This is a genomic window from Pseudoxanthomonas sp. LjRoot204_2, assembly GCF_056175765.1.
The window spans coordinates 1-1,111 of record NZ_JBGFFG010000709.1 but is presented as its reverse complement, the minus strand read 5'-3'; the positions used below and the strand labels follow the sequence as shown (position 1 = coordinate 1,111).

At 66.6% G+C, this 1,111-nt stretch carries 1 pseudogene; it reads left to right on the top strand.

Annotated elements, in window-relative coordinates:
* A pseudogene (locus tag AC04L7_RS19290) lies at window positions 1–1,111 on the top strand (NAD-glutamate dehydrogenase); the annotation flags it as partial.

The following is a 1,111-nucleotide window of genomic DNA, read 5'->3' as shown; positions in this document are numbered from 1 at the left end:
ACATCAAGACGCTCGCCGCGCACTACCTGCCGCAGGGCGGCTCGGTGGACGCGCTGATCCTCACCAAGACCAACCGCCGCTCCACCGTGCACCGCCCGGGCAACATGGATTACATCGGGGTGCTGGAGTTCGACGCGCAGGGCAATCCGATCGCCGAGCAGCGGTTCATCGGCCTGTACACGTCCAGCGCCTACAACCGCCGCCCATGGGAAATCCCGCTGGTGCGCGAGCGCCACGAATACGTCATGCAGAAGTCCGGACTGTCGCCGAGCGGCCACAGCGGCAAGGCACTGCGCCATATCCTGGAAACGCTGCCGCGCGAGGAGCTGTTCCAGTCCAGCGACGAGGAACTGTTCCGTACTTCGATGGGCATCCTGGGCCTGCAGGAGCGCGTGCGCAGCAAGCTGTTCCTGCGCCGCGACCGCTATGGCCGCTTCTATTCGGCCCTGGTCTACATCCCGCGCGAGCGCTTCAATACCGACGTGCGCCTGCGCATCGAATCGCTGCTCAAGGACGCCATGCGTGGCGAGTACGTGGACAGCAGCGTACTGCTCGGCGAGTCGCCGCTGGCGCAGCTGCACATCACCATCCGACCCAAGGCCGGCGAGCAGGTCGAGGTGGACACTTCCGCGCTGGAAGCGGATATCGCCCACCTGCTGCGCAACTGGCAGGACGACCTGCGCGAAACCCTGATCAGCCGCCATGGCGAATCCAAGGGTCTGCTGCTCGCAGGCGGCTACGGCCGTGCGCTGCCCGCGGGCTACATCGAAGTCGTGTCGCCGGAAGGCGCGGCGCGCGACGTCGAACATCTCGCTTCGCTGTCGGGCGCCGACGACCTGCGCCTGAGCCTGCACGAATCGCGCCGCAAGCGTCCCGGGCAAGGCCGCCTGCGCCTGAACCTGTACAGGCAGGAATCCGACATTCCTTTGTCCGACGCGCTGCCGCTGATGGAGAACATGGGCCTGCGCGTGATCTCGGAGCATCCGTTCCGGCTGGAGACCGCGCAGGGTGCGCGTTACATCCAGGAGTTCGAGGTCGAGCCGGTCGGTGGGGAGTTCGACATCGAACGCCTCGCGCCTGCGTTCGAGGAAGCCTTCGCCCGCGTGTGGCA